General features: G+C 67.8%; 24 protein-coding genes. 16 read left to right on the forward strand and 8 right to left on the reverse strand.

Annotation, left to right across the window (positions count from 1 at the left end; all coding sequences use genetic code 11):
- Positions 1–86: 86 nt before the first annotated feature.
- From RXV88_RS09315 to bmt, 3 genes are all read left to right on the forward strand, one after another.
- Positions 87–401, forward strand: coding sequence for a DUF1476 domain-containing protein (locus RXV88_RS09315; RefSeq protein WP_316292240.1), 315 nt, complete (start codon positions 87–89; stop codon positions 399–401).
- A 169-nt stretch (positions 402–570) separates the two neighbouring features.
- The gene (locus RXV88_RS09320; protein WP_316292242.1) at positions 571–2,400 is read left to right on the forward strand and encodes a phosphatidylglycerol lysyltransferase domain-containing protein; all 1,830 of its coding nucleotides are present in this window, start codon (positions 571–573) and stop codon (positions 2,398–2,400) included.
- A gap of 36 nt (positions 2,401–2,436) precedes the next feature.
- Entirely contained in the window at positions 2,437–3,453 is a 1,017-nt protein-coding gene (gene bmt / locus RXV88_RS09325; RefSeq protein ID WP_316292243.1) for a betaine--homocysteine S-methyltransferase, read from the forward strand.
- Between the two features lie 67 nt (positions 3,454–3,520).
- On the opposite strand, the gene RXV88_RS09330 is transcribed toward bmt, so the two are convergent.
- Together RXV88_RS09330 and RXV88_RS09335 are read right to left on the reverse strand one after the other, a co-directional pair.
- Positions 3,521–5,584, reverse strand: a complete 2,064-nt coding sequence (locus tag RXV88_RS09330; protein WP_316292245.1) for a calcium-binding protein — start codon at positions 5,582–5,584, stop codon at positions 3,521–3,523.
- A gap of 147 nt (positions 5,585–5,731) precedes the next feature.
- The gene (locus RXV88_RS09335; protein ID WP_316292247.1) at positions 5,732–6,817 is read right to left on the reverse strand and encodes a PA0069 family radical SAM protein; all 1,086 of its coding nucleotides are present in this window, start codon (positions 6,815–6,817) and stop codon (positions 5,732–5,734) included.
- A gap of 188 nt (positions 6,818–7,005) precedes the next feature.
- Between RXV88_RS09335 and RXV88_RS09340 the strand changes: the two genes are divergently transcribed.
- From RXV88_RS09340 to RXV88_RS09350, 3 genes are all read left to right on the forward strand, one after another.
- Complete coding sequence (locus tag RXV88_RS09340) at positions 7,006–7,710, forward strand: B12-binding domain-containing protein (RefSeq protein ID WP_316292249.1); 705 nt, start codon at positions 7,006–7,008, stop codon at positions 7,708–7,710.
- A 97-nt stretch (positions 7,711–7,807) separates the two neighbouring features.
- Entirely contained in the window at positions 7,808–7,981 is a 174-nt protein-coding gene (locus RXV88_RS09345) for a hypothetical protein (RefSeq protein WP_316292251.1), read from the forward strand.
- Positions 7,982–8,006: 25 nt separating this feature from the next.
- Positions 8,007–8,606 (forward strand): DUF1638 domain-containing protein, encoded by a 600-nt coding sequence (locus tag RXV88_RS09350; protein WP_410468812.1) that lies wholly within the window; start codon positions 8,007–8,009, stop codon positions 8,604–8,606.
- Between the two features lie 16 nt (positions 8,607–8,622).
- On the opposite strand, the gene RXV88_RS09355 is transcribed toward RXV88_RS09350, so the two are convergent.
- A complete protein-coding gene (locus RXV88_RS09355) occupies positions 8,623–10,248 on the reverse strand; it encodes a divergent polysaccharide deacetylase family protein (protein WP_316292255.1) in 1,626 nt (541 codons plus the stop codon).
- 146 nt (positions 10,249–10,394) lie between these two features.
- On the opposite strand from RXV88_RS09355, the gene RXV88_RS09360 reads away from it, so the two are divergent.
- The 7 genes from RXV88_RS09360 (at position 10,395) to lexA (ending at position 15,860) form a co-directional block, all read left to right on the forward strand.
- The gene (locus RXV88_RS09360; RefSeq protein WP_316292256.1) at positions 10,395–10,976 is read left to right on the forward strand and encodes an aminodeoxychorismate/anthranilate synthase component II; all 582 of its coding nucleotides are present in this window, start codon (positions 10,395–10,397) and stop codon (positions 10,974–10,976) included.
- Entirely contained in the window at positions 10,973–11,992 is a 1,020-nt protein-coding gene (trpD, locus tag RXV88_RS09365; protein WP_316292257.1) for an anthranilate phosphoribosyltransferase, read from the forward strand. The genes RXV88_RS09360 and trpD overlap by 4 nt, the downstream gene beginning before the upstream one ends.
- 6 nt (positions 11,993–11,998) lie before the next feature.
- The gene (locus tag RXV88_RS09370) at positions 11,999–12,643 is read left to right on the forward strand and encodes a uracil-DNA glycosylase (protein ID WP_316292258.1); all 645 of its coding nucleotides are present in this window, start codon (positions 11,999–12,001) and stop codon (positions 12,641–12,643) included.
- Positions 12,640–13,443: an indole-3-glycerol phosphate synthase TrpC gene (gene trpC, locus RXV88_RS09375; protein ID WP_316292260.1), complete on the forward strand. Its 804-nt coding sequence runs from the start codon at positions 12,640–12,642 to the stop codon at positions 13,441–13,443. The genes RXV88_RS09370 and trpC overlap by 4 nt, the downstream gene beginning before the upstream one ends.
- Positions 13,440–13,916: a cyclic pyranopterin monophosphate synthase MoaC gene (moaC, locus tag RXV88_RS09380; protein ID WP_316292262.1), complete on the forward strand. Its 477-nt coding sequence runs from the start codon at positions 13,440–13,442 to the stop codon at positions 13,914–13,916. Before trpC ends, moaC begins: the two co-directional genes overlap by 4 nt.
- The gene (glp, locus tag RXV88_RS09385; protein ID WP_316292263.1) at positions 13,913–15,079 is read left to right on the forward strand and encodes a gephyrin-like molybdotransferase Glp; all 1,167 of its coding nucleotides are present in this window, start codon (positions 13,913–13,915) and stop codon (positions 15,077–15,079) included. The genes moaC and glp overlap by 4 nt, the downstream gene beginning before the upstream one ends.
- A gap of 85 nt (positions 15,080–15,164) precedes the next feature.
- Complete coding sequence (gene lexA / locus RXV88_RS09390) at positions 15,165–15,860, forward strand: transcriptional repressor LexA (RefSeq protein ID WP_316292265.1); 696 nt, start codon at positions 15,165–15,167, stop codon at positions 15,858–15,860.
- Between the two features lie 7 nt (positions 15,861–15,867).
- Here lexA and RXV88_RS09395 read toward each other — a convergent pair whose 3' ends face one another.
- Positions 15,868–17,940 (reverse strand): ComEC/Rec2 family competence protein, encoded by a 2,073-nt coding sequence (locus tag RXV88_RS09395; RefSeq protein ID WP_316292267.1) that lies wholly within the window; start codon positions 17,938–17,940, stop codon positions 15,868–15,870.
- 77 nt (positions 17,941–18,017) lie between these two features.
- Here RXV88_RS09395 and gltX point away from each other — a divergent pair, with 77 nt between their 5' ends.
- The 3 genes from gltX to RXV88_RS09410 all read left to right on the forward strand — a co-directional run bounded on the left by gltX (position 18,018) and on the right by RXV88_RS09410 (position 22,189).
- Positions 18,018–19,421, forward strand: coding sequence for a glutamate--tRNA ligase (gene gltX / locus RXV88_RS09400; protein ID WP_316292268.1), 1,404 nt, complete (start codon positions 18,018–18,020; stop codon positions 19,419–19,421).
- A gap of 101 nt (positions 19,422–19,522) precedes the next feature.
- Positions 19,523–20,818: a citrate synthase gene (gene gltA, locus RXV88_RS09405; RefSeq protein ID WP_316292270.1), complete on the forward strand. Its 1,296-nt coding sequence runs from the start codon at positions 19,523–19,525 to the stop codon at positions 20,816–20,818.
- Positions 20,819–20,995: 177 nt separating this feature from the next.
- A complete protein-coding gene (locus RXV88_RS09410; protein WP_316292272.1) occupies positions 20,996–22,189 on the forward strand; it encodes a hypothetical protein in 1,194 nt (397 codons plus the stop codon).
- Between the two features lie 13 nt (positions 22,190–22,202).
- On the opposite strand, the gene RXV88_RS09415 is transcribed toward RXV88_RS09410, so the two are convergent.
- The 4 genes from RXV88_RS09415 to RXV88_RS09430 all read right to left on the reverse strand — a co-directional run bounded on the left by RXV88_RS09415 (position 22,203) and on the right by RXV88_RS09430 (position 26,183).
- Positions 22,203–23,000 carry an enoyl-CoA hydratase-related protein gene (locus RXV88_RS09415; RefSeq protein ID WP_316292274.1) on the reverse strand — a complete coding sequence of 266 codons (798 nt, stop codon included), beginning with the start codon at positions 22,998–23,000 and terminating at the stop codon, positions 22,203–22,205.
- Positions 23,001–23,076: 76 nt separating this feature from the next.
- Positions 23,077–23,577, reverse strand: coding sequence for a DUF2087 domain-containing protein (locus RXV88_RS09420; RefSeq protein ID WP_316292277.1), 501 nt, complete (start codon positions 23,575–23,577; stop codon positions 23,077–23,079).
- A 174-nt stretch (positions 23,578–23,751) separates the two neighbouring features.
- Positions 23,752–24,225: a cytochrome c-type biogenesis protein gene (locus RXV88_RS09425; protein WP_316292278.1), complete on the reverse strand. Its 474-nt coding sequence runs from the start codon at positions 24,223–24,225 to the stop codon at positions 23,752–23,754.
- Entirely contained in the window at positions 24,222–26,183 is a 1,962-nt protein-coding gene (locus RXV88_RS09430; protein ID WP_316292280.1) for a heme lyase CcmF/NrfE family subunit, read from the reverse strand. The genes RXV88_RS09425 and RXV88_RS09430 overlap by 4 nt, the downstream gene beginning before the upstream one ends.
- Positions 26,184–26,227 lie beyond the last annotated feature (44 nt).

A 26,227-nucleotide genomic window follows, 5' to 3' on the forward strand; every position in this document is an offset into this window, starting at 1 on the left:
TGTCGCAAGCAAAGCTCCGGGGCTTGCACCCGCGGCGCGCAGTCTGCATATCATTTGAGAAACATTTGCAGCTGAGGAGCGCCGCCATGTCCACCTTCGATGATCGCGAACATGCGTTCGAGAACAAATACGCCCATGACGAAGAGATGAAGTTCAAGGCCGAGGCGCGGCGCAACAAGCTTCTGGGCCTCTGGGCTGCCGACCTGATGGGTAAGTCCGAGGCCGAGGCGGCGGACTACGCCAAGGAGGTCATCAAGGCCGATTTCGAAGAGGCCGGGCACGAGGACGTGGTGCGCAAGGTCGCAGGCGATCTGGGCGAGCTTTCCAGCCCCGAGGCGATCCGCGCCAAGATGGACGAGCTGCTGGTGGTGGCCAAGGGCCAGATCCTCGAAGAAGGCTGACGCCGCACGCAGCGTGACACGACATTCCACGCCGCCGTCCCCCGGGCCGGCGGCGTTCTCATACGGACGGCGTGCCCTCAACGAAAAATTACGCCGCATTTGAATCGTTAAGATTGCGGAATGATCTGCCGCCTAGACCTGCCCCGGGAACCATGGGTCAGGAGCGGGTATGTCGGAAATCAGTCAACCAACATCCGCGCAGCGCGCGCGGGGCCTGTTGCGACGCGGTCTGCCGCTGGGGCTGGGCCTCGTCTGCCTGTGGCTGCTGTCGTCGCGGCTGCAGACGGTCGATCTGGCCGCCATCGGGGTCCTGCTGACCGAGGTCTCGCCGCTGCAATGGGCCATCGCGCTTGGCATGACGGTGATCAGTTTTCAAGCCATCGGGCAGTTCGACGTCATCGCGCATCGCCACATGGGCACCGGTGTCGCGCCCCGGCGCGCGCTTGTGACCGGGGCCGCCGCCACCGCCATGGCGCAGGCCGCGGGCGGCGGGCTGCTGACCGCCGGGGCGATGCGCTGGCGGCTCTTGCCGGGGCTGACGCCCGGCCAGATCGCGCGGCTGACCGGCCTGACCGGGCTGGCATTTCTGACCGCGTTGGCGCTGGTGACCGGGGCCGCGGTGCCGCTGGTTCTGACCGGCGTGCACGCATTCTGGGCGCTCGCGGTGCCGGTCTGCCTTGTGCTGGCCGCCGCCGCCGTCTTCCTGCACCCCAGCCCGCGCCTTTTCGGCAGGCCGCAGCGGCTCTTCAGCCTGCCCGCCTGTGCGGCGATCCTGGGCATCACGCTGATCGACACCATGGGGGCGGCCGCGGCGCTCTATGTCTTCCTGCCCGTCGTAAGCCGGCCCGATCCCGCCACCTTCTACGCGGTCTACCTGCTCGCCCTCGGCGTGGCGATGCTGGCGGCCACGCCCGGCGGGCTCGGCCCGTTCGAGCTGATATTGCTCGCCGCGCTGCCCGCCGTCCCCGAGGCAGAGCTGCTTTCGGCCATCGTGGCCTTCCGCCTGGTCTACTACGCGCTTCCGGCGCTCTGGGCCGGATGGATCGCCCTGCGCCCGTATAAGGGCGGCGACCTGCCCCAGGTGCTCGCCCCACCTACCACGCCAAGCGTCGACCCTGCGGGAACCGAGGCCTCCGCGGTCTGGCTGCACAAGGACGGGCAGTCTGCGGCAGTGCTGCGGCTGCCGCAGACCGCCTGCCTGATCGTCGGTGCCGATCATGGCGGCGTCGCGCCGCTTTTGCCGCTGCTGCGCGCCCAGGCCCGCGCCGAGAACCGTGTCGCCAGCCTGTGGAAGATCGCACCGCGCGATGCCCGCGCCGCCCGCCGCGCGGGCTGGCGGGTCTTGCCGGTGGCCGACCACGCGGTGATCGCACCGCAGGGCTTCAGCACCGCCGGGCCAGCCCGCAGCGGGTTGCGACACGCCCTGCAAAAGGCCGAGGCTGCCGGTGTCCGCGTGCGCCGCATTGACCCCGGCACGCAAGGTGCGGCGCTCGCCGCCATCGGCACGACCCCGGCCCAAGACTGCGGCTGTGACGGCGACCACGCCCTGTCCCCGTTCCACCAGCGGCCCGGGGACGCCGCGCCGGGGATCGTCTTCGGCGCCTGGCAGGGCGACAGGCTGGTGGCCTTTGCGGCGTTTCACGGCCATCCCCGGGAATGGGCGCTGGACCGGATCGCCCGGGCCGAGGGCTGCCCCGAAGGCGCCGCCCATGCGCTCTTGGAAACCGCGATCCGGCAAGCCGCCGCCGAGGACGTGCCGCGCCTGTCGCTCGGCGCCGTGCCGCTGCGCTGGCGCCGGGCGCGCACCCGCAACCGGCGGCACGGCTGCCACGCCTGTTTCGCGCCCAGATGGGAACGCCGCTACTTTGCCGCGCCGGGCTGGGCGGCGCTGGTGCTGGCTGGGCTCGACCTGTGGCGCGACGCGCATAGCCGTAAGGATGTGAAAGCGGCTCATCACGATCATGCGGATTATGAATTTGCTTCACAATCTCAGCTGTGAAACACCGCAGGCGAACATCTGACAGGAGTCTGAGAGATGACAAATGCCCTGTCGCGGCTGCTTGCGTCGCGTGACTGGCTGATGGCGGATGGCGCCACCGGGACCAACCTCTTCAACATGGGGCTGGAATCCGGCGAGCCGCCCGAGTTCTGGAACGTGGATCATCCCGACCGCATCCGCGCGCTCTATCGTGGCGCGGTCGAGGCCGGGTCGGACATCTTCCTGACCAATTCCTTCGGCGCCAACGCCTCGCGCCTGGCGCTGCACAACGCCGCCGGCCGCGCCTACGAGCTGTCGCGCATCGCCGCCGAGCTGGGCCGCGAGGTGGCCGATGCCGCCGGGCGCGAGGTGGTCGTCGCCGGGTCGGTCGGCCCCACGGGCGAGATCATGGAACCCGTGGGCGCGCTCAGCCACGCCCGCGCCGTCGAGATGTTCGAAGAGACCGCGCGCGGGCTCAAGGACGGCGGGGCCGATGTGCTCTGGGTCGAGACGATCAGCGCGCCCGAGGAATTCCGCGCCGCCGCCGAGGCCTTTGCCAATGTGGACATGCCCTGGTGCGGCACCATGAGCTTCGACACCGCCGGGCGCACGATGATGGGCGTGACCTCGTCGGGTCTGGCGCAGCTGGTGCAGGAGCTGCCGCACCCGCCGCTGGCCTTCGGGGCGAATTGCGGCACCGGGGCGTCGGACCTCTTGCGCACCGTGCTGGGCTTTGCCGCCGAGAACACCGGGCTACCGATCATCGCCAAGGGCAACGCCGGGATCCCCAAGTATCACGAGGGTCATATCCACTACGATGGCACGCCCGATCTGATGGCCGAATACGCGGTGATGGCGCGCGATGCGGGCGCTAGGATCATCGGCGGCTGCTGCGGCACCATGCCCGAACACCTGCGCGCCATGCGCGAGGCTTTGGAAACCCGGCCCCGCGGCCCGGCCCCTTCGCTCGATGAGATCGCCGCAAAGATCGGCCCGTTTTCGTCGGACAGCGACGGCACCGGCGATACCGGCGACGCGCCCAAGCGCCAGCGGCGCGGACGCCGCCGGGGCTGATCCCCGAAGCACGAAAAAGGGGCCAGGCAACGCGCCCGGCCCCTTCCGTGCCCTGTCCGGCCGAGGGTCAGCCGAAGAGGAAATCGCTGTCGCCGAGATCGGTGCTCAGCACACCTTCCAGAAGGATGCCATGACCGCCCGCCTCCAGCAGAGTCGCCGTGTCCCCATCGACCGTCGCGTCGGTGATGGTGACATCCGCCAGCGTCGCGCCGTCGCGCAGGATCAGCGTGTCGAGACCCGCCTCGAAATCGGTGATCACGTCCATTTCACCTGCGACGATGTCGTTGAAGACGAAGCTGTCCGCGCCGGTCCCGCCGGTCAGGGTGTCGTCGCCCGACCCGCCGTTCAGCGTGTCGGAACCCGCGCCGCCGTCCAGCATGTCGTTGCCCGCGCCACCGGCGACAAAGTCGTCGCCCGCGCCGCCCAGGGCCATGTCGTCACCGAGGCCCGCGCCAAGCGCGTCGTCGCCCTCGCCCCCGTCGAGCATGTCACGGCCCGCGCCGCCGCCAAGGCTGTCGTTGCCCGCACCGCCCATGACCATGTCGTCGCCGTCGCCGCCGCCGAGGCTGTCTTCCCCGGCGTCGCCGTTGAGGTCGTCCATGCCCGCGCCGCCGTTGACGACATCGTCGCCCTCGCCGCCGCTGGCCATGTCGTCGCCGAACCCGCCGCCGATGGCGTCGTTCCCGGCCTCGCCCATCAGCATGTCGTCGCCGAGGCCTCCGCCCATCGCGTCGTCCCCGTCACCGCCCATGGCGGTGTCGTCGCCCGCGCCCGACGAAATCACGTCGTTGCCGCCGTTGCCGGCCAGCACGTCGTCGCCCGCGTCGCCGGTGATGCTGTCGTCACCGCCGCCGCCGCCGACGTTGTCGTCGCCCGCATCGCCCTTGAGGAAGTCGTCACCGCCCGCGCCGCGCAGGATGTCGTTGCCGTCGCCGCCGAAGGCGATGTCGCCGGCCACGCCGGTCTGGGCGTTTTCCAGCCCATCGTCGCTGTCGGACCAGCTGCCGGTGTGGATCTCGTCATTGCCCGCGCCGCCATAGATCGTGTCCGACCCGTCGGCCTCGGCCATGAACGTGCCGCCCGTGGCGGAGGACACCCGGCTGTCGTCGTCGCCGGTGAGGATGTCGTCGCCCGCGCCGCCGGTGATCATGTCGTCACCTGCACCCCCGGCATAGCCATTGTCGTATTGCGACAGCGGCAGCGCGCCCGAGGGGCCCATATCGGCAAGGTTAAACGCGTTGTCGTCGCCCTCCCCGGCGTCGATCGTGTCGTTGCCCATGCCGCCGTCGATGACGTCGGACCCGACGTTGCCGGAAAGCGAATCGTCGCCCATGCCGCCGGTGATCGTGTCGTCGCCACCCAAGCCGCCGACGTTGTCGTTGCCCGCGCCGCCGTCGATCCGGTCGTCGGCCTCGGTTCCAGTGACGGTCTCGCCCGCGTCGTCCAGCGTCGCCGTAACCCCGGCGATGGCGCGCTGCGCGTCGAGCAGGGTCAGCGCATCATCCATGCCGATCATTTCGATCTCGCCCGCCGCGGCCGGAAGGATCGGCACAAAGCCGTCCTGCGTGCCGTCCACCTCGCCGCCGGTTCCGGCGCCGAGACCCGCGGGCACGTTCACCCCGTGCAGCACGATCTCGCGGAAGATCAGCGGCATCAGGTCCGCGCTGTCGTAATCGGTCATCGACACCGGGCTGAAGAAATTGTCCCCGTCGTTCAGATCAAAGGCCTGGATATAGCTCAGCGTCCCGTTTTCGTCGGTCATCGGCGCCGCGCCGTCCTCGGTCAGCGTCAGGATGATGTCACCGTAATTGGGAAGGCCCTCGAGCACTTCGACCACGCCGTCGCCATCCGCGTCGCTGCCAATGTCCGGGGTGACCGAATCAACCGGGTTGCCGTCGCCGTCGAAGAGGCCGTGGATGTGCTGCGGCACGGGGACATTCGCCTCCATCCCCTCGACCGCGATCGAGATGTTGATGTATTGCGCCCCGTCCTCTTCGGGGGCCCCGACGGCGACGATTGCCGTGCCGGTCACGCCCGAATTGTTGAGCGCGGCGAAGTCGACGGCGTAGAACGCCTCGGCCCCGTTCAGGAAGGTTTCGAAGGACGAATAGTCAGATGCCAGATGTGCCATGAAAGCTCCGTTTGGTGTTCTAGGGTTCGTGTCTCATCCACGGAGCGGGCGGCGGGTGAGTTTCACCCGGCGCGGGAAAATTTGGGAATTTTCGCACAGCTATATGATTTGAATAGAAAATTTTTCACGCAAAAATCCGCAGCGCGTTCAGAACAGCGCCAGTTGGTCGCCCGCGCGCGGCGGCGGCGCGAAGAGATCGCAGCGCAGCGCCGGCACAGCCCGGTCGAGCCCCAGGGCGCGCGCGGCACGGGCGAACCTCTGCGCGATGATCTGGGCATAGGGCCCTTGCCCGCGCATCCGGTGGTGCCATCGGGAATCGTAGTCCTTGCCGCCATGCATCTCGCGCAGCCGCGCCATGATGCGGCCGGCGCGGTCGGGGTAATGCTCGGCCAGCCAATCCTGCCAGAGCGGGGAGACCTCAAGCGGCAGGCGCAGCATGATCCAGCTTGCGGCGTCCGCCCCGGCCTCGGCCCCGGCTTCCAGGATATGCTCAAGCTCGGGATCGGTGAGCGCTGGGATCACCGGCGAGGCCATGAGCCGCACCGGAATGCCCGCCCCGGTCAGCCGCCGGATCGCCGCCAAGCGGCGTTTCGGCGCGGGCGCGCGCGGCTCCATCCGGCGCGAAAGATCTGCGTCCAGCGTGGTGACCGACAGGCCCACCCGCACCAGCCCGCGTTCGGCCATGGGCGCCAGGATGTCGATATCGCGCTCGATCAGCGCGCCCTTGGTCACGATGGCGACCGGATGGTTGAAATCGCGCAGCACCTCCAGACAGCGGCGCATGATGCCATGGTCCCGCTCGACCGGTTGATAGGGGTCGGTGTTGGTGCCGATGGCCAGCGGCGCCACCCGGTAGCGCCGCGCGCGCAGCTCGCGCGCCAGCACCGCTGGCGCGTCGGGGCGGGCGATCAGCCGGGTTTCGAAATCAAGACCCGGCGACAGGTTCAGATAGGCGTGGCTGGGCCTTGCAAAGCAATAGATGCAACCGTGTTCGCAGCCCCGATATGGGTTGAGCGACCAGTCGAAGGGCAGATCCGGAGACCGCTGATAGGTGATCACGCTGCGCGGATGCTCGACACTGACCTCGGTCCGCGTCACCCCTTCGTCCGCCGGGGTGTCCCAGCCGTCATCCGCATCGACCCGCCGAAAGCGTTCGAACCGTCCCGCCTGACGGCTGGCGGCGGCCCGGCCCGGACGCAGATCGGCGTCCACATATCGGTCGAAAGACGGCATATCGCCAAATTAGAACGGAACGCGAACATTTGCAATCCACCCGGCCGCGCCCCGCCCCTCGGGCTGCCGCAAGTCGGTTGCATCGCGCCCGATGTCGCAATCCGCCAACTGGCAAGGGCGCAAACAGACCAAAGGTTTCCCAACGGCATCCGGCGCAGCCCTCTGCGCCGTCATCAAGGATAAGTGCAATGTCCGAAGAAGAAGACGATATCATCCTGTCGGAACTCGACGACGACGAGCTCGTGCAGCAAATGTTCGACGACCTCTACGATGGTCTCAAGGAAGAGATCGAGGAAGCCGTCAACATCCTGCTCGAACGCGGCTGGCAGCCTTACGAGGTGCTGACCAAGGCGCTCGTCGGCGGTATGACCATCGTCGGCCAGGATTTCCGCGACGGCATTCTCTTCGTCCCCGAGGTTCTGCTGGCGGCGAACGCCATGAAAGGCGGCATGGCGATCCTCAAGCCGCTGCTGGCCGAGACCGGCGCGCCGCGCGTGGGCAAGATGGTGATCGGCACGGTCAAGGGCGACATCCACGACATCGGCAAGAACCTGGTGTCGATGATGATGGAGGGCGCGGGCTTTGAGGTGGTGGACCTGGGCATCAACAACCCGGTGGAAAACTACCTCGACGCGATCGAGACCGAGGGCCCGGACATCCTGGGCATGTCGGCGCTGCTGACAACGACGATGCCTTACATGAAGGTCGTGATCGACACGATGGTCGAAAAGGGCATCCGCGACGATTACATCGTACTGGTGGGCGGCGCGCCGCTGAACGAGGAATTCGGCAAGGCCATCGGCGCCGACGCCTATTGCCGCGACGCGGCCGTGGCGGTCGAGACCGCCAAGGAGTTCGTGTCGCGCAAGCACAACCAGATGGCCGCGGGCTAGGCCTTGAGGGATTTCCGCCGGGAAAGGCCCCTTCCGACCGGAGGGGCCTTTTTCTTTACCCGAATCTGCTCCATATTGAACTGGAGAGGAGACGGACATGCCTGTGACATCCTTCGCCCTTTTGATCCTTGCGGTTCTCATGGCCGCGGCCCTGACCGTCTGGGCCGTCAGCGCCTGGGGCGCTTTGACGGTGCTGCCGGTGCTCATGGTCCTGGCGCTTGCCGCCCGCTGGGCCATGGCGCATGTGCCGCATGACGATCCCAAGCCCTGACGACCGCACGCTGACAAGCCAAGGTATGGCACCCCGAGGCAAGGGGCGGGTTCTGTTGATCGCCTGCGGCGCGCTTGCCCGCGAGATTATCGATCTGAAAGAGCGTAACGGCTGGTCGCATCTCGACCTCACTTGCCTGCCCGCGATCCTGCACAACCACCCCGAAAAGATCACCGCCGCCGTGCGGGACGCCGTCGAACGGCACCGCGCGGAGTACGACACGATCAACGTCGTCTATGCCGATTGCGGCACCGGCGGGCTCTTGCAGGCGGCCTGCGCCGAGATGGGGGTCGAGATGGTCGCGGGCCCGCATTGCTACAGCTTCTTCGAAGGCAACGACACCTTCGCAGAACGGGACGAGATCACTGCCTTTTACCTGACCGATTTCCTGGTGCGCCAGTTCGACGCTTTCGTCTGGAAGCCGCTCGGGCTCGACCGGCACCCGGCGCTGCGCGAGATGTATTTCGGGCATTACGACCGACTGGTCTATCAGGCGCAGACCGACGACGCAGCCCTGACCGAGCTGGCCCGGGCTCATGCCGCGCGGCTGGGTCTGCGCTTTGAACGGCGGATGACGGGCTACGGCGATCTGGACAGCACGCTGCGCGGCTGGGCCGAAGGCTGACCTCGGGTCCGGGGGGCTAGAGCCCGCCGGCCTCCTTCAAGACCACCGACACCGGCACCAGCGCGACCGAGTCCGCGCGGTCCTGCAGGCCCCAGAGCAGCAGAGCCGAGATCGTGTCGGCCTGCAGACGGCCCAGCATCACGACCGCGCCCTCCTGGCGCGCCTTGAACGCCGCCTGGTCGAGGAACCGCCGCATCACGCGCGGATCCTGGCCCGCCCCGTCGAAGTCACGGAAGACCGAGGCCGATGGCACGCCTTCGCGCGCGGCCAGCGCCTGCGCGGTATTGAGCCCGTTGGGCAGCATCACCAGCCCGTGGCCCGAGCCCAGCAGATAGGCCGCAAGCTGTTCGGTCACGTCGCGCGTCGATTGCATCGCACCGCCGGGCTGTTCCATAACCGCAACCGCCTCGGGCACCGCGGCGAGGGAACCGGCCAGGGCGACCTCGACATCGCTGGCCCGCGCGCCTTCGGGAATGTCGGCCAGCGCCAGCACGTCATAGCCGAGCGCGCGATAGGCGCGGGCCGCGCCCGCGGCATCCGGGTGGCCGGGCGAGATCGCGAAGCTGAGCGGGAACGGGAAGGTTTGAAGCGTCGAGGCCCCCAGCGGGCCCGTGCCGTCGTCGATCAGGACGATGGACATGCGCGGCAGGTCGTCGGCAACGTCGAAGGGCGCGGCATAGCGCGTGAGCGGGCTGGTGTCGTCCTGCGCCGAGGGCGCGGCATCGTCGCCCCCCCCGACCGTGGGCAGCCGCCCGGTCTGCGCCGCGTCGTCGCGCTGCAAGAGCGACACCGCAGGCGTGCCGATCGCCGGGCGATCGGCGTCGCCATCCTCGGCCCGAGTCGCCGCGTCATCGGCCTCGGGCGCTGCGGTTTCGGTCTCTTCCTGCGCGGGCACCTCTTCCGCCGCCTCTGCTGGCGCAGCGGCAGCGTCCTCGGCCTGGTCCTCCGGCCCCGCCGGGGCGGGCACCTCTTCCGCCGCCTCTGCTGGCGCAGCGGCGGCGTCCTCGGCCGGACCCTCCGGCTCCGCCGGGGCGGGCACCTCCTCCGCCGCCTCTGCTGACGCAGCGGCAGCGTCCTCGGCCGGGCTCGTCGGCTCCAGGACGGGGTCCGCCGCCTCGGGGGCCAGCGCGCTTTCCTCGGCGGGCACGGGCGGCATGGGCGGCTGCGCGGGGTCGGTCGAGATCGACAGATCGCTTTCGGCCTCGGGGGCCACGGGCGCGGCCGCCTGCGCGCCGGGCTGCACCGGGGCATCGGCGGCGACGGCCACATCCGCGCCGCTTTCAATGGCGGCGGGCTGCGGCGGCGGCGCGGTGTCGGTCGCGGCCTCGGGTACGCGGGCGGGCGCGGTGTCGGCGGTCACGTCGGTGGCGGGCGCCTCCGGCGCGGCCTCGAGCCCGGGCGACGGCGGGGCCTCGACCCCGGTCTCGGCCGCCGGGCGGCGCGCGGGGGCCACGGCGACCGGGTCGGGCGTGGTGACGGGCGTGGCGTCGGGTTCGGGCTGCGAGGGCCGCTGAGCCGCCGCCGGATAAGGCCCGGTGGTCGGCGTCTTGACCGGCGGCCCCAGATAAAGCGAAAGCGCCCCGGCTGCCGCCGCGGACACCACGCCACCCCAGATCGCGCCCAAGAGAAATCCACGTGCCACGGCTCTGCCCTCTCGTCCAACCTCGTCGTTCCGGTCCTTCTGGCGGGCCGGTTGTGGCGCGCCGCCCTTGACGCCGCACCACCTGCCTGCGCATGTATACCGCGACCAACGCCCCCGCTTCCAGCCCCCGATACGCGAATAATCCCATGCTGCTGCTGATAGATAACTACGACAGTTTCACCTACAATCTCGTCCATTACGTGGGCGAGCTGGGCGTCGAGGCGAAAGTCGCCCGCAACGATGCGCTGAACGTGCAGGAGGCGATGGCGCTGAACCCCGCCGGCATCCTGCTTTCGCCCGGGCCCTCCGATCCCGATCACGCTGGCATCTGCCTGCCGCTGACAGCCGCCGCCGCCGAGACCGGAACGCCACTTTTGGGGGTTTGCCTTGGCCATCAGACCATCGGGCAGGCCTTTGGCGGCAAGGTGCAACAGCACTCCGAGATCGTGCACGGCAAGATGGGCGAGGTGTCGCATGACGGCACCGGGGTTTTTCAGGGCCTGCCCAGCCCCTTCAAGGCCACGCGTTATCACTCGCTGGTCGTGGACCGCGCCACCCTGCCCGACTGCCTCGTTGTGAACGCCACGCTTGAGGACGGCACGATCATGGGCCTGCGCCATGCCGAAAAGCCGATCCACGGGGTGCAGTTTCACCCCGAATCCATCGCGTCGGAACACGGCCATGCATTGCTTCGTAATTTTCTGGACTTGCTGAAGGTGCCCGCATGAGCGATGCGCTGAAACCTCTGATCGGCGCCGCCGCCGACCGCCCGCTGACCCGCGCCGAGGCCGAACGCGCCTTCGGCATCCTGTTTGAAGGTGAAGCCACGCCCAGCCAGATCGGTGGCCTTCTGATGGCGCTGCGCACACGTGGAGAGACGGTCGACGAATTCGCCGCCGCCGCCGCGGTGATGCGCGCGAAATGCAACAAGGTGCAGGCGCCCGAGGGCGCCATGGACATCGTCGGCACCGGCGGCGACGGCAAGGGCACGCTGAATATCTCAACCGCCACGGCCTTTGTGGTGGCGGGCGCGGGCGTACCGGTGGCCAAGCACGGCAACCGCAACCTGTCGTCGAAATCCGGCGCGGCGGATGCGCTGACCCAGATGGGCATCAACGTGATGATCGGTGCGCAAGCGGTTGAAAAGGCTCTGAAAGAGGTCGGCATCTGCTTTATGATGGCGCCGATGCATCACCCGGCCATGGCCCATGTCGGCCCGGTTCGGGCCGAGCTTGGCACCCGCACGATCTTTAACATCCTGGGGCCGCTGACCAACCCCGCAGGCGTCAAGCGCCAGCTTACCGGGGCCTTCAGCCGCGACCTCATCCGCCCAATGGCCGAGACGCTGGGCGCGCTGGGGTCCGAACACGCCTGGCTGGTGCACGGCTCTGACGGCACCGACGAGCTGACCATCACCGGCGTCAGCTGGATCGCCGCGCTGGAAACCGACGGCGCGATCCGCGAGGCCGAGCTGCACCCAGAGGATGCGGGCCTGCCCGTGCATCCATTCGAGGCCATCGTCGGCGGCAGCCCCGACGACAACGCACAGGCCTTCCGCGCGCTGCTGGAAGGCGCGCCCTCGGCCTATCGCGACGCGGTGCTGCTGAACGCGGCGGCGGCGCTGGTGGTGGCCGACAAGGCCGCCGACCTGCGCGAGGGCGTCGCCATGGCCCGCGAGAGCATCGACAGCGGCGCGGCCAAGGCCAAGATCGAGGCATTGGCCCGCGCCACCCAGACCGCCTGACGCGCCATGCAGCCCCCAGCCGCATGGGCGCATCTGCCCTTTTTCACCAACGTCCTGCCGCGCATCGACGCGGCGCTGGCGGCAGAGGACCGGGTCATTCTGCCCCCCGAACACCAACGCTTTGCCGCTTTGGAGGCCTGCGCGCCGGATCGGGTGCGGGTGGTGATCCTGGGCCAGGATCCCTATCCCACGCCGGGCCACGCCCACGGGTTGGCCTTTTCTGTGGAACCGGACGTGCGCCCGCTTCCACGGTCTTTAACGAACATCTTCAAAGAGATGCAGGACGATCTTGGCGCTACGCCGCCGGATGGCGACCTGCGGTTCTGGGCGCGGCAGGGGGTGCTTTTGCTCAACACCGCGCTCAGCGTTCCGGCGGGCGACGCGGGCGGGCATGCAAAACTGGGCTGGGCGCGGCTGACCCATGAGGTGCTGACGGCTTTGTCCGACAGCCCGCGCGCCTTTCTGCTCTGGGGCAAGCCTGCGCAAGCCTTCGAGCGGCACATTCACGGCGATGGCCACCTCATTCTGCGCAGCCCGCATCCCTCGCCTTTGTCCGCCCGGCGGGGCTTTTTCGGCGCGCGCCCCTTTTCCCGCGTCAACGACTGGCTTAAAGCCAATGGCGACACGCCGATCAACTGGACGAACCCATGACCCTGACCATCCTGGACAAGATCAAGGCCTACAAGCTGGAAGAGGTCGCCGCCGACAAGCGCGCGGTGCCCTTGGCCGAGGTCGAGGCGCAGGCCCGTGCCGCCGATCCCGTGCGCCCCTTCGCCGCCGCGCTGCAAACCGCCCAGACCACCGGCTATGGCCTGATCGCCGAGGTCAAGAAGGCCAGCCCCTCCAAGGGTTTGATCCGCGCCGATTTCGACCCCGCCACGCTTGCCCGCGCCTATGAGGCGGGCGGCGCGACCTGCCTTTCGGTGCTGACCGACACGCCCAGTTTTCAGGGCGCCAAGCCCTTCCTGACCGCCGCGCGCGCCGCCACGTCGCTACCCGCGCTTCGCAAGGACTTCATGTACGACACGTATCAGGTGGCCGAGGCGCGCGCGCTTGGGGGCGATTGCATCCTGATCATCATGGCCAGCGTCAGCGACGCCCAGGCGGCCGAGCTGGAATCCTGCGCCTTCGACTGGGGCATGGATGCGCTGATCGAGGTGCACGACCGCGCCGAGCTTGACCGCGCGCTGGCTCTGCGCTCACCCCTGATCGGCGTAAACAACCGCAATCTCAAGACCTTCGAGACCACTCTTGAGACGACGCGCGAGCTGTCGAAACACGTGCCCGAGGGGCGTCTGCTGATCTCGGAATCCGGGCTCAACAGCCCCGACGACCTGGCCGACATGGCCGCGTACGGCGCGCGCAGCTTTCTGATCGGCGAAAGCCTGATGCGGCAAGCGGATGTCACAGCGGCCACGAAGCAATTGCTCAAGGACCCGGTGGCGGCATGAGCGGGCTCACGCATTTCGACGCCAAAGGCGACGCGCATATGGTCGATGTCTCCGACAAGGCGGTGACCTCGCGGATTGCCACCGCCGAGGGCTACATTAAGATGGCCCGCGAAACCTTTGATATCATTACCGAAGGCCGCGCCAAGAAGGGTGATGTGATCGGTGTGGCGCGGCTTGCGGGCATCATGGGGGCCAAGCGGACGCCGGATCTGATCCCGCTCTGCCACCCGCTGCCCGTGACCAAGGTCAGCGTCGATCTTGAACCGGACGCAGACCTGCCCGGCCTGCGCATCACCGCTACGGTCAAAACCACCGGCCAGACCGGCGTCGAGATGGAGGCGCTGACCGCCGTCAGCACCGCCGCGCTGACGGTCTATGACATGGCCAAGGCCGTGGACAAGGCGATGGAGATCGGCGGCATCCGGGTAATCCTGAAAGACGGCGGGAAATCAGGCCGTTACGAGGCGACATGATCACCGTCTCCGAGGCGCTGGAGGCGCTTTTCGCGCTGACCCCCACGCTTGATCCCGAAGAGGTCCCGCTGCTGCAGGCCTCGGGCCGCGTGCTGGCCCAAGACATGGCCGCCGGGCGCGATCAGCCGCCCTTTCCCGCATCGGCCATGGATGGCTACGCGGTCGCCGAGGCCGTCCCGGGCCAAACGCTTGACGTCATCGGAGAGGCCGCCGCCGGGCATCGCTTTGATGCCCCGGTCGGCAAAGGCCAGGCCGTGCGCATCTTCACCGGCGCGCCGGTCCCCGGGGGGGCCACCCGGATCGTCATACAAGAGGACGTCACACGCGATGGCGACCGGATCACCATCGGCCCTTCGCCCGACGAGGGGCCCTACATCCGCCCCGCCGGCAATGACTTCAAGGCCGGCGCGGCGGTCACGGCCCCCCGGCGGCTAGGCCCCAGCGACATCGCGCTGCTGGCCTCGATGAACATCGCCCGGGTGCCTGTGGTCCGCCAGCCCCGGGTAGCGATCATTGCCACCGGCGACGAGCTGGTCATGCCCGGCGAGGCGCCCGGCCCCGACCAGATCGTGGCGTCGAACACCTTTGGGCTTTATGCGCTGATGAAAGAGCTCGGCGCGTTGCCCCGGATGCTGCCCATCGCGCGCGACAGCCTGGCGTCGCTGCAGACCGTGCTGAGCCTGACCGACGACGCCGATCTGGTGCTGACCATCGGCGGCGCATCTGTCGGCGATCACGATCTGGTGGCGCAGGCGGCCGGCGAAATGGGGCTCGAGCGCGCCTTCTACAAGGTGGCGATGCGGCCCGGCAAACCGCTGATGTCCGGTCGTCTGGGCCACGCCATGATGATCGGCCTGCCCGGCAATCCGGTGTCGGCCATGGTCTGCGGCCATGTCTTCGTGGCCCCGGTAATCCGCGCCATGCAAGGCCTGCCGCGCCAGCCCGCCCCGCGCCTCAGCGCGCCTCTGGCCCACGCCCTGCCCGCCAACGGCCCGCGCGAGCATTACATGCGCGCAGTGATCAGCGATGGCACGCTGCGGGTGTTCGACCGGCAGGACAGCGCGCTGCTCAGCGTTCTGGGCGAGGCGAATGCGCTGGCGGTGCGGCCCGTGGGCGACGGCCCGCGCGCGGCCGGGGACTGGCTGGACTACATCCGTCTCTAGCGGTTCCGCCCGAGTTATCCACAATCTGTTGACACAAAACGAGAACATGCGTAGAACAAAGCCGAACGCGGGATCGGAGAAACGCATGTTAACCAAAAAACAGCTCGACCTTTTGGACTTCATCAACAAGCGGATGACGCGCGACGGCGTCCCGCCCAGTTTCGACGAAATGAAGGATGCGCTCGACCTGCGGTCGAAATCCGGCATCCACCGGCTGATCACCGCGCTGGAAGAGCGCGGCTTTATCCGCAGGCTCGCCCACCGGGCCCGCGCGATCGAGATCGTCAAACTGCCCGACAGCCTCGGCGGCAAGCCCGCGGGCTTCGTGCCGCAGGTGATCGAGGGCGGTGCCGCGGTCACGACGGAACCGGTCGGAGAGGCCGTCGCCGATCCTTATGCAAACCAATTGCCCTTGCTGGGCCGGATCGCCGCGGGCCTGCCCATCGAGGCGATCAACAACCCGCCGCCGCAGATCGGTGTGCCGCCCCAGATGCTGTCGTCTCAGGGCCGGCATTACGCGCTTGAGGTCAAGGGCGATTCGATGATCGACGCGGGGATCAACGATGGCGACGTGGTCGTGATCCGCGAAACCTCCAGCGCCGACACCGGCGATATCGTGGTTGCCCAGGCCGACGGATATGAGGCGACACTGAAGCGCTTTGTGCGGCGCGACGGCAAGATCGTGCTCGAGGCGGCGAACCCGGCCTACAAGCCGATGGAATTCGCCCCCGGCACCGTCACCGTGCAGGGCAAGCTCGTAGGGCTGATCCGCACTTACTGACCGGCACCTACTGACCCGCGCGCGCCGCGAGCCTGCGGTCGTTTCGGGGCGGCAGGCTCCACAGGCGCTGGCCGGACCGGTCGCGCGCGGTCTCGAACCGCAGGCCCTCGGGCGTGTCGAAGATCGCGACCGATCCGGTCTGCCGCAAGCTGTCGGGGTCGAACACGCGGCAGCCCCCCGTCAGCCGCAGCGGCGCGCTGCTGACGACGACATCGCCGGGGGTGCAGCCTGCCAACGCGCGCCCCGCCCGCTTGCCCTGAACATGCAGGAGTTCGCCCCCGCCCAACCGCGCCCGGGCGACGCGGTCCTCGATCTTGCCCGGCCAATTGGCGGCGGCGCTTTCCTGGGTGCCGCCCCGGCCGTCGTTCTCTAGCCAGACGCGGGCGACAAACCCCGATCCCTTGGTCTTGCTCAGCCCGCGCCCGTCCTCGGTCATAACGCCGATCAGCGCGCCGTTGTCGGCGACCAGCACGGCGGGCCGTTCCGCCTGGGTCCAGAGCCCGATGGCCAGCGCCACGGGCACCAAACCCAGAGCCCGCGCGCGCCCCTGCCAAAGGCAGACGAAGAGCGCGCCAAGGCTCAGCACCGGCAGGACCGCCCCGGGCGGCGCAACCACCGGGCCGACCGCACCGTCCCAGGCGGCGATTGTCCGCGCCACGCCCAGAATCCAGTCGAGCCCGAGCCCCATGCCCCACAAGGCGACCCATTCAAGCCCGATAACCGACAACAGCGCCGCCGCAACCGCGCCCGGCACCACCACCAGCCCCATCATCGGCACCGACATCAGGTTCGCCAGCAGGCCGTAATGCGCCATCTGATTGAAATGAGCGAGCGCCACCGGCGCGGTCGCCAGCCCCGCCACGGCGGATGAGATCACCAGCCCCATAAAGGGCCGCGCCCATCGCGGGATGCTCTCGGTCTCGAGGTCGCGCAGCACGGCAAAGACCGCCACCAGCGCGGTCGTCGCGGCAAAGGACATCTGGAAACCGGGGCCCAGCAGCGCCTCGGGGCGCAACATCAGCACGATCAGCGCCGCCATGGCCACCGCGCGCAGCGACAGCGCGCGGCGGTCCAGCATCACGGCCACCAGCGCCACGGCCACCATGACGAAGGCGCGCTCGGTCGCCACATTGCCGCCCGACAAGGCCAGATAGCCCGCCGCGGCGGTCAGCGCGCCCCCCGCGGCGATCTTCTTGACCGGCCAGCGCAGGCCGACATGCGGGATCAGCACCAGCCCGACGCGCAGGGTGGCAAAGACGAAGCCCGCCAGCAGCCCCATGTGCAGGCCCGAGATCGCCAGAAGATGCGCCAGATTGGTGTCGCGCAGGGCCTGCAGCGTGTCCTGCCCCATGCCGCTGCGGTCTCCGGCGGTGACGGCGGCGGCGAAGGCGCCGGTTTCACCCGGCAGCGCCGCCTGCAGGCGTGCCGAGATTGCCATGCGCAGCGCAAAGACCGGCAGCGCGCCGTCCGGCGGATGCAAGAGCAGCATGGGCGTGCGGGTATAGCCCACCGCCCCCAGTTGCTGGAACCAGGCGTGACGGCGCAAATCAAAGCCTCCGGGCTCGACCGCGCCGCCGGGGGCCGACAGATGCCCGGTCAGGATCACCGTCGCCCCCGGCTGCGGCGTCGTGAACCCCTGCGCCCCGTGCAGCGACACCCGCACCCGCGCGGGCGTGTCCTGCGGGGCCATGCGTTCAAGCACCACGCGATCCAGCGTCAGACGCACCGCGTCAGAGCCCGACCGGTCGATGGCGACGATCCGCCCCTCGACGGGGCCGTAGTACCGGAAATCGAGCACCGGGGCCGCCACCTGGTGCGCCCGCGCCCCGGCCAGCGCGAACCCCAGCGCCCAGAGCGCCACCGCCAGGCAGATAATCGCCAGAACCGGCGGCAGCCAGCGTTGCAGCGTCACCCCCGCCAGCCCGCCACCGGCCACGCCCAGCAGCACGGCGGGCGCGGGTTCGAACCGCAAAAGAAAGAAGGTGCCGATGCCGCAGGCCAGCAGCACCGGCACCCGTGGAAACATGTGCCCGCGCTGGCCGAGCACGACCGCTTCGACCCAGCGTGACGCGCGGCCCATGCTTGTCCTCTCTGTGCCTCACAGTTAAGGAAGTCCTGAAAATAGCTCCATCATCCTTATCAAAAGGTTAAAGCCCGATGTCCGGCCAGATCGTCACCCGTTTCGCCCCCTCGCCCACCGGCTACCTGCATATCGGCGGCGCGCGGACGGCGCTGTTCAACTGGCTTTACGCGCGCGGGCGCGGCGGCAGGTTCCTGCTGCGGATCGAGGACACCGACCGCGCGCGCTCGACGCCTCAGGCGACGGCGGCAATCCTCAAGGGGCTGGACTGGCTGGGGCTCGACCACGACGGTGAGGCGGTCAGCCAGGCCGCCGGTGCCGCGCGCCACGCCGAGGTGGCGCATGAACTGCTGGCCAGGGGCGCGGCCTACAAATGCTTTTCCACCCAGGATGAGATCGAAGCCTTCCGCGAGGCGGCGCGGGCCGAGGGGCGTTCGACCCTGTTCCAAAGCCCCTGGCGCGACGCCGATCCCGCCAACCACCCCGACGTGCCCTACGTGATCCGGCTGAAGACGCCGACCGAGGGGGAAACGGTGATTGAGGACCGGGTGCAGGGCAATGTCCGCATCCGCAACGACCAGCTTGACGACATGGTGCTGCTGCGCTCGGACGGCACGCCGGTCTATATGCTGGCGGTGGTGGTCGACGACCACGACATGGGCGTGACCCATGTGATCCGGGGCGACGACCATCTCAACAACGCCGCGCGGCAGATGGGCATCTACACCGCCATGGGCTGGGACGTGCCGGTCTGGGCGCATATCCCGCTGATCCACGGGCCGGACGGCAAGAAGCTGTCGAAACGCCACGGCGCGTTGGGGGTCGAGGAATACCAGGCCATGGGCTATCCGGCCGCCGGCATGCGCAACTATCTGGCGCGCCTGGGCTGGAGCCACGGCGACGACGAATTCTTCACCGACGCGCAGGCCATCGAATGGTTCGATCTGGACGGCATCGGCAAAAGCCCCGCGCGCTTCGACTTCAAGAAACTCGAGAATCTCTGTGGCCAGCACATCGCGGTTTCCGACGATGCTGCGCTGCTGCATGAAATCGCCGCTTATCTGGACGCCGCGGGCCTGCCTGCCCTTACGGAACGCCAGAGGGAGGGGCTGCACCGTGCGCTCTATTGCCTCAAGGATCGCGCGCGCACCTTCCCGGAACTTATTGAAAAAGCGCATTTTATCCTGACCGAGGGCCCGATCGAGCCTGATGAGAAGGCGGCGAAACAGCTCGATACGGTATCCCGTGGTATACTGTCCACATTGACGCCGCAGCTGCAAAATGCTAGCTGGTCGCGAGACGAACTGGAGCACGTTGCGAACCGTGTGGCCGAGGACGCCGGTACCAAATTCGGCAAGCTTGCCGGCCCGCTCAGGGCCGCCCTCGCCGGCCGCAGCGTGACCCCGAGCGTATTCGATATGATGCTTGTTCTGGGGCGGGACGAGACGATCCGCCGGCTTGAACAGGCCTCGGCAGGGTAGGAATGCGCGGACATCTGCCGCCTGTTTCCCGACCGGGCCATGTGACATAGACTGCCCGGGCGCCCCGCGCCCCGGCCTCACTGACGAAGGGACGAACCAGCATGGCTGAACAAAAGAAATCCGCGACTCTGACCATCGGCGACAAAAGCTATGACCTGCCGGTCTACTCGCCCACCGCCGGCCCGGACGTGATCGACATCCGCAAGCTTTATTCCGACGCGGGCGTCTTTACCTACGATCCGGGTTACACATCGACCGCCAGCTGCGACAGCACCATCACCTTCATCGACGGCGGCAAGGGCGAGCTGCTGCACCGCGGCTATCCGATCGACCAGCTGGCCGCCAAGTCGCATTACCTCGAGGTCTGCTACCTGTTGCTCTATGGCAATCTGCCCACCGCGGTCGAACTCGAGGAATTCGAGACCACGATCACCCATCACACGATGATCCACGAGCAGATGCACAACTTCTTCCGCGGCTTCCGCCGGGACGCGCATCCGATGGCGACGATGGTGGGCGTGGTGGGCGCGATGTCGGCCTTCTATCACGACAGCACCGACATCAATAACCCGCGCGAGCGCGAGATCGCCAGCCACCGGCTGATCGCCAAGATGCCGACCATCGCGGCGATGGCCTATAAGTATTCCATCGGCCAGCCTTTCGTCTATCCGCGCAACGATCTGGATTACGCGGCGAACTTCCTGCACATGTGCTTTGCCGTCCCGGCCGAGGAATACGTGGTCGACCCGATCCTCGCCCGCGCCATGGACCGCATCTTTACCCTGCACGCCGATCACGAGCAGAACGCCTCGACCTCGACGGTGCGGCTGGCCTCAAGCTCGGGCGCCAACCCCTTTGCCTGCATCGCCGCCGGCATCGCCTGCCTCTGGGGCCCCGCCCACGGCGGCGCGAACCAGGCCTGCCTCGAGATGCTGAAAGAGATCGGCAGCCCGAACCGCATCCCCGAATTCCTCGAGCGCGCCAAGGACAAGAACGACCCCTTCCGCCTGATGGGCTTCGGCCACCGGGTCTATAAGAATTTCGACCCGCGCGCGACCGTGATGAAGCAATCGGCCGACGAGGTGCTCGACCTGCTGGGGATCGAGAACAACCCGATCCTCGCCGTGGCCAAAGAGCTTGAACAGGCGGCGCTGGCCGATCCCTATTTCGCCGAGAAGAAGCTGTTCCCGAACGTCGATTTCTATTCCGGCGTGATCCTCGAGGCGATGGGCTTCCCCACCTCGATGTTCACACCGATCTTTGCGGTCAGCCGCACCGTCGGCTGGATCAGCCAGTGGAAGGAAATGATCGGCGATCCGCAGAACAAGATCAGCCGTCCGCGCCAGCTCTACCTCGGCAACACGCAGCGCGATTACGTGGATATCGAAAACCGCTGAGCGATCCTGCAGCAAGAAACCCGGCCCGCCGCGCGAATCGCCCGGCGGGCTTTTTCATGCCCCCTCTCGCCCCTCGCCGTGGCCGACGCGCACCGGCAACAAAACCAAGCGCCCGCCATGGTTGTTTCCCGGCACAACGGTAATTCTGGCGAAAATCTGGCGAAAACGCCGTATTTCTTGCCACAAACCTCCCGGCTTCGCACTCTTATCCAGAGATGCCAGACAGCCATAGGGAGTGCGGCACATGACATCACAAGAGAAGTCACCGTCAATCTGGGATGTGAGCCTTCGGTCACCGTCATCATCAGCGAGGTTGCCGACGGAACCCTGATCATCCGTCTCGAAGACATCGACGGCGTAGCGCCCAGCGATCTCGACGGGTTCTTTTTCGATCTGGCCGACGAGGCGCTGCTCGACGCCGATCTGACCGTCTTTCCCTTTGTGAACACCGGCGACATCACCGGTTTCGGCAGCGGCGACGACGACCAGACGACGCTGTCGAACGGCGCTATGGTGGCCGAGGGTTACGACGTCAGCCTGCAGTTTGGCACCGTCCCCGACAGCACCGAGGGGTCGGTCGAGGGTCTGGGTTTCACGCTTTACAGCGACAGCGGCGTGCCGCTGACGCTCGAGGATATCGACCTCGAAAAGCTGGCGGTCGTGGTCGATTCCGACGGCGGCGAGGGCAAGGTCCTGCTGCCCCACGACGGCGCCGCCGTGGCGGAGGACGGCACCGACCCCGGGCCCGAAGACGATGGGCTTTGCGAAATCACGATGACCGATCCCAAATCCGGGCTCGAGGTCACGGTCACCCTGACCGAGCTCGCCGATGGTGACATGCAGGTCGATATCGCGATGCCCGATGGAAGCGACGCCGTGATCGGCGACCTGCGCGGCTTTTTCTTCAACATCGAGGACCAGAGCAAGCTCGACGACATGACGGCCACCGGGGCGGATGTGACGGACAGCCAGTTTGCCGCCGATGACGTCAAGGATGTGGGCAACGGCGCCAACATCAAAGGTGAAATCGTCAATGAATACGGTGCCTTCGACGGCGGAATCGAGATCGGCACGCAAGGCGCCAGCGAGGACGACATCCAGAGCACCTCGTTCATCCTCAGCCATCCCGACGGCCTCAGCCTCGACGATTTCGACGGCCAGGCCTTTGCCCTCCGCCTGACCTCGGTCGGCACCGATGACGACGGCCGCGAGGGATCGCTCAAGCTGGTGGGCTTCTGCGAACCCAAGCCACCGGTGGAATGCGAAGACGAATACGACGCCTTCTACACCTCGGTCATGGCGGCGGCCCCCGCCGAAGAGGAACCGGTCGCCGAAGAACCCGCAGAGGACCTGGAACTGGATCTGGTCTGAGCAGCGGGGGGCGTCAGCGCCCCTCGTATTGCGCCGGGCGTTTGTCCAGGAACGCGACCACGCCTTCCTTGAAATCGCGGGTCTTGCCGCATTCGCCCTGCAGCTTGGCCTCGAGCGCCAGTTGCTCTTCCAGATCGTTGTCGAACGACGCCTTTAGCGCCGCCTTCACCCGCGCATAGGCCGCCGTCGGCCCCTTGGCCAGATGTGCCGCCCGCGCGCGCCAGGTGGCGTCGAAGGCGTCATCGGCCACCGCCTCCCAGATCATACCCCAGTCGTCGGCCTGCCGGGCGGTGATCTTCTCGGCGAACAATGCCGCGCCCATGGCCTTGGCCAGCCCCATCTGGCGCGGCAGATACCAGGTGCCGCCCGCGTCCGGGATCAGCCCGATGCGGGTGAATGCCTGCAAAAAGAACGCCGATTCCGTGGCGATCACCACGTCGGCGGCCAGCGCCAGATTGGCCCCTGCCCCGGCCGCCGCGCCGTTCACGGCGCTGATCGTGGGCACCGGGCATTCATAGATCGACCGCAGCATCGGAACGTATTCGTCGCGCAGCGTGCGCTCCAGATCGAGGTTGGCGGCATTGGCCCGGTCGCCCAGATCCTGCCCCGAGCAGAACGCCCGGCCCCCGCCGGTCAGCACCACGACGCGCGCCTTGGGCTCGCCCGTGGGGCTCGCGCCCGCGACACTGCGCATGGCGTCGGTGATCTCGGCCCGCATCTGGGTGTTGAGCGCGTTCATCACGTCCGGGCGGTTCAGGGTGATGACGGCCACGCCCTCGGTGATGTCGAATGTGATCGTGTCGTATTGCATGGCGATGCGCCCTTCCTGTCCGTGTCGGGCGCATCATTGACCCAAGCGGGCCGGTTTGGCAAAGCCAAACGCGGCGTCACCCTGCGCCGCGCAAGCCCCGGATGACCGCCAGCGCCTCAGGCGGCGGCACCTGTTCGCGGCGGCAGTAGACCGATCCGTCGATGTTGCGCGTGACCATGCCGAATTCGACCAGCGCGCGGCGGATCTGGGCGGCGTCCCGAAAGGCCGTCAGCGCGTCGATCCGCGCGCTGATCTGCCGCTCGGTCATGGTCTCGCGGGCGGGCAGCGCCGCCCAGATGGGCCAGAGGCACAGGTTCTGCATCGCATTGCGCGACGGCCAGCGCAGCAGCCGCCCCTCGGCATCGAAATGCCTAAGCGCACGCGAGACGCGCGTGCGGTCGAACGCGGGCACCGGCGTCTGCGCGGCGCGCAGATGCTGGAAATTGCGGTAGCCGGCGGCGCGGGCCACCATGCCCAGCAGTTGCAGATGCGACGGCGGCGCGTCCAGTTGCGCGCGCAGCGTCTTGGCGAAATGCGACAGGTCGTCGATCGTCAGGGAAACAAGGTCGCGGGTCATCCGATCCTCCAAGCGACACCGGACCCCTTGCCGGGGGAGGAGGTCCGCCCTTGTCCGTCGGTGCCGCGCGGGACGCGGTATCGGCGATGAGGATAGCAGGTTTAGAAAACGGCGGAACCTGGGTGAACTGCGGACCCTTGGCGTGACGATACCCGGGGCCGGCCCGGGCCGCAATCACTGCTCGAGGATTTTGCGCAACCGTTCCTTTTCGGCCTCACTCAGCCCGGCTTCGGTGGTCGCCGTCGCGGTGGCCCGGCCGCGGATATAGACCGCGCCGGTGCCGAGAGCGGTCAGAAACAGCAACGGTCCGGCGGCCCACAAAAGCCAGTTCCAGCCGTCCGTCGTGGGGTTCAGCAAGACGAACTCGCCATAGCGCTCGACCACGAAGGCGATCACCTCGTCGTCGCTGTCGCCCGCCACCAGACGTTCGCGCACCAAGAGCCGCAAATCCCGCGCCAACGAGGCATTGGATTCGTCGATGCTCTCGTTCTGGCACACAAGACAGCGCAAGCCCTTGGACAGCTCACGCGCGCGCTCTTCCAGCACCGGATCGTCCAGCACCTCGTCGGGCTGCACCGCAAAGACCGGAAAGGCCAATGCCACAGCGAGGACGCCCGCAAGGGCGGAGGAGCGGCGCCCCCGCCTCATTCCGCGGGCACCGCCTGCGGCGTCTTGCGCGCGCCGGCGGCCACGCGATAGCGCCGGTCCGACAGGCTCAGCAGACCTCCAAGCGACATGATGATGCACCCCGCCCAGATCCAGTTGGCCAGCGGCTTGATATAGGTGCGCACCACCCAGCCGCCGCCATCCTGCGGATCGCCGATCACCACATAGAGATCGCGCAGAAAGCGATAGTCGATGGCCGCCTCGGTCGTGGGCATCTGCGCCACCGGATAGTTGCGCTTTTCAGGGAAAAGCCGCACCTGCTCTTCGCCGTCCCGGCGCACGATCACCTCACCCATGACGGAGGTGTAATTCGGCCCCTGCACGTTCTGCACATCCGCCAGCTCCAGCTCGAACTGCCCCACGGTGAAGGGCGCGTTCAGTTGCGCCACGCGGATGTCCTCCTGCTGCCAGGCGGTCAGCCCGGCGATGCCCAGCATGGTGATCCCCAGCCCCGAATGCGCCACCGCCTTGCCCCAGTCGGCGCGCGGCAGACGCGCCAGCCGGCTCCAGTCGCGGCTCTGGCCCAGACGGCTGTAAAGATCGGTCGCGGCCCCCGCCACCAACCAGGCCCCGAGGAAGACCCCCACCGGCCCCAGGATGCTGCGGCCGGTCTGCAAGGTCCAGGCCAGCCCCATCAGCAGCACCGCCAGCGCAAAGGCCGGGATCAGCGCGCGCGCCGTCCGCCCCAGCTTGGCCCGCTTCCACGGCAGCATCGCCCCCAGCGGCAACACCAGCCCCAGCAGCAGCATGAACGGCGTGAAGGCCATGTTGAAGAACGGCGGTCCCACGCTCAGCTTGCGGTCAAAGAACATCTCGGCCACCAGCGGCCACATGGTGCCCACGAAAACCACGAAACAGGCCACCGCCAGCAGGATGTTGTTGGTCACCAACGCCGATTCCCGGCTGATCACGCCAAAGACACCCTTGGCCTCCATCGCGCCCGCGCGCGCGGCGAACAAGGTCAGCGCCCCGCCGGTGAAGAACACCAGGATCATCAGGATAAAGACCCCCCGCTCGGGGTCGTTGGCGAAGGCATGCACGCTGGTCAGCAGGCCCGAGCGCACGATGAACGTGCCGATCAGAGAAAAGCCGAAGGCCAGGATCGCCAGCAGAATGGTCCAGCTTTTCAGGCTCTCGCGCTTTTCCACCACGATGGCCGAATGCAGCAGTGCTGCGGCCAGAAGCCAGGGCATGAAGGACGCGTTCTCGACCGGATCCCAGAACCAGAAGCCGCCCCAGCCCAGCTCGTAATAGGCCCACCACGACCCAAGCGCGATGCCGATGGTCAGGAACACCCAGGCCGCCAGCGTCCAGGGCCGCACCCAACGGCCCCAGGCGGCGTCGACGCGGCCTTCGATCAGGGCGGCGACCGCAAAGCTGAAGCAGATCGAAAGGCCCACGTAACCGAGATAAAGGAACGGCGGATGGAACGCCAAACCCGGGTCCTGCAGCAGCGGGTTCAGATCCTGCCCGTCGAAGGGCGGCACCGCCATCCGCAGAAACGGGTTCGAGGTGAAGAGGATGAAGGCGAAAAACGCCACGCCGACCGCCGATTGCACCGCCAGAACCCGTGCACGCAGGCTGGGCGGCAGATTGCCGCCAAAGACCGCCGCCATCGCCCCGAAAAGCGTCACGATCAGCACCCACAAAAGCATCGAGCCCTCGTGGTTCCCCCAGGTGCCGCTGATCTTGTAGAGCATCGGCTTGGCGGAATGCGAATTGAGATAGACCAACCGCAACGAGAAATCCGACACGATGAAAGCGTGCATCAAGGCGGCAAAGGCGAACCCCGTCAGCAGGAATTGCGCCATCGCGGCGGGTTCGGCGACGGCCATCCAGCCGGGCCAGCGTTTCTGCGCGCCAATCAGCGGCACGACCATCTGAACCAGCGCCACGAGGAAGGCGAGGATCAGGGCGAAATGTCCGAGTTCCGTAATCATACGTCAGAGTATAGGCGGCGAAATTCGGCGGGCCAATGGCGAAA

The sequence above is a fragment of the Aestuariicoccus sp. MJ-SS9 genome (assembly GCF_032586235.1).
Classification (GTDB): domain Bacteria; phylum Pseudomonadota; class Alphaproteobacteria; order Rhodobacterales; family Rhodobacteraceae; genus Aestuariicoccus.

What these genes read in the sequence shown, in the direction of transcription:
- RXV88_RS09315 (WP_316292240.1), top strand. Translation starts at nt 87, where the DNA reads ATGTCCACCTTCGATGATCGCGAACATGCGTTCGAGAACAAATACGCC.
- RXV88_RS09320 (WP_316292242.1), top strand. Translation starts at nt 571, where the DNA reads ATGTCGGAAATCAGTCAACCAACATCCGCGCAGCGCGCGCGGGGCCTG.
- bmt (WP_316292243.1), top strand. Translation starts at nt 2,437, where the DNA reads ATGACAAATGCCCTGTCGCGGCTGCTTGCGTCGCGTGACTGGCTGATG.
- RXV88_RS09330 (WP_316292245.1), bottom strand. Translation starts at nt 5,584, where the DNA reads ATGGCACATCTGGCATCTGACTATTCGTCCTTCGAAACCTTCCTGAAC.
- RXV88_RS09335 (WP_316292247.1), bottom strand. Translation starts at nt 6,817, where the DNA reads ATGCCGTCTTTCGACCGATATGTGGACGCCGATCTGCGTCCGGGCCGG.
- RXV88_RS09340 (WP_316292249.1), top strand. Translation starts at nt 7,006, where the DNA reads ATGTCCGAAGAAGAAGACGATATCATCCTGTCGGAACTCGACGACGAC.
- RXV88_RS09345 (WP_316292251.1), top strand. Translation starts at nt 7,808, where the DNA reads ATGCCTGTGACATCCTTCGCCCTTTTGATCCTTGCGGTTCTCATGGCC.
- RXV88_RS09350 (WP_410468812.1), top strand. Translation starts at nt 8,007, where the DNA reads ATGGCACCCCGAGGCAAGGGGCGGGTTCTGTTGATCGCCTGCGGCGCG.
- RXV88_RS09360 (WP_316292256.1), top strand. Translation starts at nt 10,395, where the DNA reads ATGCTGCTGCTGATAGATAACTACGACAGTTTCACCTACAATCTCGTC.
- trpD (WP_316292257.1), top strand. Translation starts at nt 10,973, where the DNA reads ATGAGCGATGCGCTGAAACCTCTGATCGGCGCCGCCGCCGACCGCCCG.
- RXV88_RS09370 (WP_316292258.1), top strand. Translation starts at nt 11,999, where the DNA reads ATGCAGCCCCCAGCCGCATGGGCGCATCTGCCCTTTTTCACCAACGTC.
- trpC (WP_316292260.1), top strand. Translation starts at nt 12,640, where the DNA reads ATGACCCTGACCATCCTGGACAAGATCAAGGCCTACAAGCTGGAAGAG.
- moaC (WP_316292262.1), top strand. Translation starts at nt 13,440, where the DNA reads ATGAGCGGGCTCACGCATTTCGACGCCAAAGGCGACGCGCATATGGTC.
- glp (WP_316292263.1), top strand. Translation starts at nt 13,913, where the DNA reads ATGATCACCGTCTCCGAGGCGCTGGAGGCGCTTTTCGCGCTGACCCCC.
- lexA (WP_316292265.1), top strand. Translation starts at nt 15,165, where the DNA reads ATGTTAACCAAAAAACAGCTCGACCTTTTGGACTTCATCAACAAGCGG.
- RXV88_RS09395 (WP_316292267.1), bottom strand. Translation starts at nt 17,940, where the DNA reads ATGGGCCGCGCGTCACGCTGGGTCGAAGCGGTCGTGCTCGGCCAGCGC.
- gltX (WP_316292268.1), top strand. Translation starts at nt 18,018, where the DNA reads ATGTCCGGCCAGATCGTCACCCGTTTCGCCCCCTCGCCCACCGGCTAC.
- gltA (WP_316292270.1), top strand. Translation starts at nt 19,523, where the DNA reads ATGGCTGAACAAAAGAAATCCGCGACTCTGACCATCGGCGACAAAAGC.
- RXV88_RS09415 (WP_316292274.1), bottom strand. Translation starts at nt 23,000, where the DNA reads ATGCAATACGACACGATCACATTCGACATCACCGAGGGCGTGGCCGTC.
- RXV88_RS09420 (WP_316292277.1), bottom strand. Translation starts at nt 23,577, where the DNA reads ATGACCCGCGACCTTGTTTCCCTGACGATCGACGACCTGTCGCATTTC.
- RXV88_RS09425 (WP_316292278.1), bottom strand. Translation starts at nt 24,225, where the DNA reads ATGAGGCGGGGGCGCCGCTCCTCCGCCCTTGCGGGCGTCCTCGCTGTG.
- RXV88_RS09430 (WP_316292280.1), bottom strand. Translation starts at nt 26,183, where the DNA reads ATGATTACGGAACTCGGACATTTCGCCCTGATCCTCGCCTTCCTCGTG.